Below are 7,587 nucleotides of genomic sequence, written 5' to 3'. Positions count from 1 at the left end.
GCCTTCCAAATGGAAGGCTTTTTACTGTTGACCACGCTGACAACAATACCAATCCGCATACCGGATTGGTATAAGTAAGCATGTTCACTTTGCCTCAATTCTATCAGATCCCATTAGAACCAATGTGCCTATACATTCCAGCCTTTCTTTAATCGCGAGTATAGGTAGCGCCATACGCACAGGGCAAAAACGATAAACGCGCTGTCTATAACGAGCGAGTTCATGACTAACGAACTAGGGTAGTGAACAGCAAAGTGAGTAATGGCCAATACAACTAACAAGGCGGCGAGACAATTCAACAGCACCAGGTGAGTTTTCATAAGCACTTTTTGCATTAGTGAAGCGATAAGAATAGCTGTCAATGTTACCCAAAAAACAGGTTTTGTAGGCAGCGCCAGCGTTAACTCTAACAATGCAGCCCAAATAAATGCGATAGGCGTGCCCCACACAAAACCCAGCCAAAGCTGGTTTAAGGCATCTTGTTTAGCGCGTTTTGCCAGCCACAAGTTTATGCCGGTGACAGAAATAATGGTTAACGCGAACCCCATTAATCCGAAGAATATCTTCATTGCTTCTGGACCAAAGTGGCCGAAGTGTATGCGATATACAGAAAATATCGCTTGTTGGCCAGCATCACCATCTGAATAACCGACTTTATCGATGTATTGTCCACTGGCATCAAAGCGGTATTGTTCTGAATAAATGAGCTTATCCAAGTGCTGCGAGCCGAGCAGAATATACTGATTGTCTTTGGTCGCATTTTCCAAAGTAACAAAAATGGGCTGGGTATTGGGCTCCATTTTCATTATGTCGGTCAGCGCTTTTTCTATATTCGCAATGGCTGGCTGGTGTTCAAGCTGAATTGATGAACCATAGATGTCGGCAAACAGATCAAGCTTGTTTCCTTCATATAAGGTATCGGCATAAATGGACGTTAAAAACGATGCTAAACCAAAATAAACGCCGGTTAGCGCAATCATCAAGTGAAATGGCAAGCCCCACACGCTCATTCTATTGTGTAAGTCGCCTTGTGTAAGCTGCTCGTTGTTGCCTGTTCGCAAGCGGAAGGCATCTTTAAAAATACGTCTGTGAGCAACAATGCCAGAGATAATCAATGCACTCAAAATAGCACCCAATACACTGACGGCCATCATTCCGATGTCTTCTGGCAAATGAAGAGCGGTGTGTAAATCAACGATCAAATCAGTAATAGGGGTTGTGGATGGTTCACTTAATTCACCGGTTGGAGAAATATTCCAATACTCACCGTCTGCACTAATGCGTGCGCGTGGCAAATCGTGCGTAGGCAAGCGAATGACAATGTTTCCCTGTGTTTGACCCTCTTTCATTGTGAGAAAGCGTTCATAAGCATTTTGAATGCTGCCAGGGGTGTAATCTAGATTATCTGCAATATGGGGTTGTTCCCACCGCAGAAGTTCTTGAGAGAAAACAGATAAAGTGCCTGAAAAGCACACCCAATACATCAACACACTAACGGCTAATCCTAACCAAGCGTGACTTTTTAAGGCGCTTTTATTTGCGCTGGGAGAAATAGAAATACTCATTTTATATACTATACAAGTAGAAGTAACTTAACGCGCTTAGTACACTCAACACCCCAACCGGGCGCCATAGTTTACTGTCTGCACAAAGCCAGTATGCGCCACATCCCCATAATAGAGGCATGGTGTAAATTCCCAGTGCAATCTGGTTTACTTTGCTCATGCTAAGCGCTGTTGTCCACACTACGGTAACTAACATGGCGCAAATAGCACTTAAAAACACACTGCCAAGTAGTTTTACGAGGGCGTTAAAAGCAATAGCGGTAGACGGGGTTGTCAATCCAGATGCGAACGGTAAATCGACGCGTTTTACATCTTTACTTATTCGTTGTCTGGCGAGATAAATCCAACTCCATGCTTGTAAAGAGAAAGCGACTACTGCGTAGCAGGTACCTAATTCAGGGCCGTACTCTGTAATCCAAAGGCTTAAACTCGCCAGCATTAACAACAATGCCGAGAGTTTAGCTATACGTTTAAAGGCGATCTGTGTGCTTTGCCAAGCGCGGTAAAACAAACCTATCGCCAATGCGCTGCCTAAAAAGGCAGCGATTGACAGTAGCATAACTTAACCCGTTAAAAATTGAATGAAGCAGACAGTCTGAATGTCCGAGGTTCACTTAATACAAGGTAGTTTGAGCCAGGGAAGCCTCCTACCGACGCCCAGTAATTATTGTCAAAGACGTTATCTACACGAGCGCGAAGTGTGATGTCGGTCATTCCTGCAAGGAAGCTGTAACGAACGCCTAGATCGAAACGATTAGATGCATCGACTTCAAGGCTATTGTCGGCACTGGCATATTGTTTCGACGTATAGGCCGCACGTGCATCGACAGTAAGCCCTGGAAGGGCATCAACATCCCACTCAAGATTAATGTTTGCTTGTAAATCAGGAACACCAATGGCCGTTTTGCCATCTAGCGTACCGTCTTGAGTTTTCGTCATTTCCGCATCGAGCCAAGTGAATCCGCCCAAAACACGTAGATTTGAAGTTGGCATGCCAAATATGCTTAACTCAAGTCCTTGGTTTTGCTGTTCACCATCGGTACTGAAAACATTGTCTTCAACAATTGAGCTTTGCTTTGAGGTGTTGAAAACACTCAATGAACCACCGTATTGGCCAGCATCATATTTCACACCTACTTCTATTTGCTCGGCGCTGTATGGGTCAAAAACTTCACCCGCGTTTTCAATTGGTTCACCACCGCTTGATGCAGGTGCTACCTCACCAGGAAGCAGTCCCTCGATATAGTTGGCGTAATAAGACACCTGTTCTGACGATTTATAAACAATGCCCACAACCGGCGTGAATTGAGATTCGTCGTACCCTGACAACTCATCACCTGTATTGTAATCAAACGTGCGGGTTTCAATGTTTTGAACACGGCCACCAAGGGTTAATAGAACTTTTCCATCGTTAAACGAAATCATGTCTGCAAGAGCAAAACTTGAAAGGTCTGTTTTTTCTGTGATTAGTGGGTTGCTAAGGTCGCCACCAATAAAGAAGTCAGCATCGGGCATGGTTGCTGTTACCGGATTATAAATATTTCCAGCAAAGCCGCTAAAATCAGAAAACGCATAGGCATTTTCAGATTCTAAAGAAAACGTTGATGCAGACGTAATGATCGTGTGTCCCACGCTTGCGGTTTTGAATTCGATATTTAGGCCCACTTCACCTGAGCGAATTTCATCATTTCTAACGTTATCAAAACGGTAAGCGGAAAAGTCGCCATTTGCTTCTGCCTGTCTAGGGTTAGCAAACACATTATCTTCTTCTCCCGATCTGAAACCATACGCCGCCCACGCAGTGATGTTGTCGGTAAAATCGTACTCTCCTCGAACCGCACCGAAAAATTGACGCTCGTTAGTGTAAGTCCATTCTTGGGCAAAATTGGTGTCACTGTCAGGCGCTTCTGGAATTGCACTGCCAGGAGTGACTGCAGGGCGTGGTGAGTCAACCTGATGGTCTTGGTAGCCCAAATCCAAAGAAAGACGGAAGTTATCGCTATCGTGATCAATGCCAATAGCAGCAACGCTCAATTCACGATCTTGGTTATCGATACTTGTTTCGCCGCCTCGTTGTACAAAGTTTGCTCTTACGCCGGTACTTTGACTGTCGTCGCCAAATCTGCGGCTTACATCTGCTGCGCCATACCAATGTCCTTGAGACTCGTATCCAAGCGTTACACGGTTTAATGGGTCATCGCCCGCGCGCTTAGGCACTATATTTACCGAACCACCTAAGCCGCTCCCGCCCGGTGCTGCGCCGTTTAGAAATGCACTGGCGCCACGGAAAACCTCAACGCGTTCTGACAACTCGGCAGCAACATATTGGCGAGGTAAAACACCGTACAATCCGTTGTAAGTCATATCGTCAGAATAAACGGGAAACCCGCGCATTACGTAAAGTTCTTGAAAATTACCGAAGCCTTTTGCCACACGAACCACCGGATCGTTTTGCAATACATCGGCGATACTTCTTGCTTGCTGTTCCCTTATGATGTCTGCGGTAAAGTTGGTGCTTGCGAATGGAGAGTCCATCATGTCGAGATTACCTAAAATACCCGCACGACCACCGCGAGATACTTGGCCTCCTGCAAAGCTATCTCGTAATTCAACCTGAGATGCATCAACAGTAATATGCTCAATGTCATCATTATTATTATTTTTTTCTGTTTGTGCATATACAGGCGCGCCTGCACACGACAGGCCGATCATCACGGCCAAGGCACTTTTAAGCAAATTCATGGGAGCTCCAAAAATCAAAAGACAACGAATATGATAACTATTTTCATTTTAAAAAGGCAGGATATGTTCCTTTAAAATATGCATTTCGTCTTTTATTTGAAGAGGGCTATCGTGCTTTGTGCCTAGATTTTAGGTAAAAGTCCGCACACGCTTCTATCCATGCAACGTGGTTGAAGGGACGAAGAGAGTAAAATTATTTTGACTCGAGAAGTTTAATCCAGTGATCAAATACGCCCAGATTTTCGAGAATGATCTTAAAACACATTAGTATAGGCACGGCAAGTAAAACGCCTACCACACCCCATAGCCAACCCGTTATTGCTATCCAAATTATGATTATTAATGGGTTAAGCTGCATACTTCTTCCTAGCACCGCGGGCGTGATGAGTTGTGATTCAATAATATTCAATACTACAAACAGACCCGCAGGCAGAAACGCACTGCTGGTAAGCCCAAACTGCACAAGCCCAACTACCAGCAATACCACGCAGCTCGCCACACCACCCAAGTAGGGGACAAAGTTCATCAGCGCAACCAGCGCTCCCCAAAGTAACGCATCATCTATTCCTAAATAGTAAAACACGCCTGCTGTAGCTAACCCTAAGCAAGAGTTTATGATGCTGATGGTGACGATATACGAAGACAGCTCCCGTTGAATTTGATCTACCAATACCAGCGTTCGTCGCTTGTTAGTAACAATGGGGAAGTCTCTTACAAAAACATTGAATAGGTTGGGTCCAAAAACCAACAAGAAGAAAATTAAAACGATACAGGCGAGCACCTGTGCCAGTAAAAATGGCGCGTTACTGAAGAGTGTGAGCCCAATATCTATTCCGCTTTGTTTAATTTTGTCCGTCACAGAGTTTGTGTTGTCTTGCGGTGGAGAAAGTTCAGGTGACTTCTCATCGTCACCAAACCAGCTAAAGAATGAACGTTCTTTTTCAACGGGTTCAGCTGGAGGCGTTGCATAAGCGTCGATGTTGCTGCTTATCTCTTCAATTTCTTTGGATATCTCGGCAGCAATTTTGGGGAGAGATTGCATCCAGCGTTCTGCCGGCTCAGCAAGCTCTATACCTAAAAATGTAAACGGCGCGACCAGCAAAACAATCAGGGCTCCTGCTGACAGTGTGCGAGGTATGAATAACTTGCGTGCGAATGCAACAAGAGGGCTTAAAAGCAAAGCTACAAAGGCGGAAAAGAAAAGAGGAACAAGTAAAGACTTGGCAAGGTACAACGTATAAATGACAGCAAAAATCACAAGAATATTTAGCAGTCTGGTTTGTTGGGCTATTTTGGGGAACTTCCCAGCATACTTTGCGTTCCCTTTATCTTGATTCGAGCCAGCGTTGTCCATGTCTTAGCCTTGGTAGAAAGTAAACTTGGTAAAATTTTTACTAGTAATAGCGTAAGTGTTACGAAAATTTAATCATTTAAGTTCACTTACCACAGCGCTAGAGAAGTCGCTTTGTACTGCTTAACGTTTATCGTTACCTTACCCGTTTTAAGTAAAGTACCCAAATTAGCCAGTAAACCGGAAAAGGCCCATGACGTAGTAGACGCTACCGCTGAAAAGCTCAACGTTTTAATTGCCGATGATAATCAAGATGCCGCTATTACCATGGGATGGATATTGGAGGCAAAAGGGTGTCAGGTTCAAGTAGTGGAAGATGGGCCATCCGCATTAAAGGCTGTCGCGTCTTTCACGCCCGATTTAGTGTTGTTGGATATCGGCATGCCGGGTATGAATGGTTACGAATTATGTACGGCACTTCGTCAAAATCGTGCGTTAGCTGACGCTGTATTTGTGGCGCAAACGGGGTGGGGACAACCATCGCACATCCAGCGTTCGAAAGAAGCTGGATTTGACCATCACCTTGTTAAACCTTTGGATTTGAGCGACCTTGAACCTATCGTGGCAGAAGCTTGGCGAGCAAAGCGCAAACAGTAAATTATGTTGTCGATAAAAGTGAGCTGCTTTTCGTCTGATTTTGTTGTAAATCGTTTCGCGTTACCAAACGGCACGATGCGCCATAGGGCTTTAAAGCTGTATTGGTTGTCAGCTATAAACCTTCGATGGTGTTACAGGTAACACATTCGATAATATCGCAACGGTGTTGTGATCTTTCTGAGTAAGAAAGGTACTACTAAAACCATGCACGGATTAATTTCTTAATGGAGAGTACTAATGCCCCGCATTACTCGTCGTCACTTCCTTCAACTAGCAGGTTCAGGTTTGCTGGTTGCTCACAGTCCTTATTTACTGGCACAGCCTTCGAAAAAGAAAATAGGCGTGGCGCTGTTAGGGTTGGGCAATTACAGCACAAATTTACTCGCCCCTGCCTTACAGGACACTAAACACTGCGAATTACGGGGGATAATTACGGGGAGCGAGAGTAAGATCCCGCAATGGCAGCAAAAGTACGGCATTAAAGACAGTAATGTGTACACGTACAGCACCATGGCAGATATTGCGAATAATGACGATATTGACGTTATTTACGTTGTTACGCCTACTGGCACACACAAGGATTTTGCGGTACAAGCCGCAAATACCGGAAAGCATGTGTGGTGTGAAAAGCCAATGGCTATGGATAGCGAGGAATGCCAAGCTATCATAGATGCGTGTAACAAAAATGGCGTGCAGTTGTCGATAGGCTATCGCATGCAGCACGAACCCAATACCCGCACTTTTCATCAGTATCTTGAAACTAAGCCGTATGGAAACTTGACCGCGGTATCGAGCTTCGCTGGTTATGCAGGACAAGGAAGAGCGCCTGACAACTGGCGAATGAAAAAGCACATGGGCGGCGGTGCACTCTATGATATGGGCGTTTACGCGATAAACGGCGCGCGCTTTTTAACGGGCCGTGAGCCATTAGCGGTAACGGGAAGTCATCCACCACAGCGCTTTCCAGAGACGTTTACTGAGGTTGATGAAACGACCTTGTTTACGATGGATTTTGGCGACGGACTAGTGGCCGATTGCGGTACCAGTGTAGTGAAAGGGTTTAACCATTTTAAAGCTGATTGTGAAAAGGGCTGGTATCAACTTAAACCCATGCAGAGCTACAGCGGGGTAACGGGCACTACGTCGGATGGAAAAACGCTGGCTCCTATAAACGGTATGCAGCAAACGCTGCAAATGGATAACGATGCTTTTGCCATATTAACTGGACGACAGCCTATGGTGACTGGCAATGAAGGTCTGGCCGATATCCGCATTGTGAACGCTATATTCAAGGCGGCGAAAACAGGGGAAACGGTAGCGTTATAAGGCGCT

The 7,587-nt window shown here is 45.1% G+C and carries 6 protein-coding genes; 2 read left to right on the top strand and 4 right to left on the bottom strand.

From position 1 onward, the window contains the following. Positions 1–128: 128 nt before the first annotated feature. From ACFI6L_RS17720 to ACFI6L_RS17705, 4 genes are all read right to left on the bottom strand, one after another. Entirely contained in the window at positions 129–1,565 is a 1,437-nt protein-coding gene (locus ACFI6L_RS17720) for a PepSY-associated TM helix domain-containing protein (protein WP_075176774.1), read from the bottom strand. A gap of 1 nt (position 1,566) precedes the next feature. After that, positions 1,567–2,124 carry a hypothetical protein gene (locus ACFI6L_RS17715; protein WP_239241621.1) on the bottom strand — a complete coding sequence of 186 codons (558 nt, stop codon included), beginning with the start codon at positions 2,122–2,124 and terminating at the stop codon, positions 1,567–1,569. An 11-nt stretch (positions 2,125–2,135) separates the two neighbouring features. Further along, positions 2,136–4,307, bottom strand: a complete 2,172-nt coding sequence (locus tag ACFI6L_RS17710) for a TonB-dependent receptor (protein ID WP_462574518.1) — start codon at positions 4,305–4,307, stop codon at positions 2,136–2,138. Positions 4,308–4,500: 193 nt separating this feature from the next. Beyond that, entirely contained in the window at positions 4,501–5,661 is a 1,161-nt protein-coding gene (locus ACFI6L_RS17705; protein WP_462574517.1) for an AI-2E family transporter, read from the bottom strand. Positions 5,662–5,772: 111 nt separating this feature from the next. On the opposite strand from ACFI6L_RS17705, the gene ACFI6L_RS17700 reads away from it, so the two are divergent. Together ACFI6L_RS17700 and ACFI6L_RS17695 are read left to right on the top strand one after the other, a co-directional pair. Beyond that, positions 5,773–6,255 (top strand): response regulator, encoded by a 483-nt coding sequence (locus ACFI6L_RS17700; RefSeq protein WP_283622756.1) that lies wholly within the window; start codon positions 5,773–5,775, stop codon positions 6,253–6,255. 237 nt (positions 6,256–6,492) lie between these two features. Next, positions 6,493–7,581, top strand: coding sequence for a Gfo/Idh/MocA family protein (locus tag ACFI6L_RS17695; protein WP_462574516.1), 1,089 nt, complete (start codon positions 6,493–6,495; stop codon positions 7,579–7,581). Positions 7,582–7,587 lie beyond the last annotated feature (6 nt).

The sequence above is a fragment of the Alteromonas sp. G4i35 genome, assembly GCF_054960375.1.
This window is presented reverse-complemented; position numbering and strand designations above follow the sequence as displayed.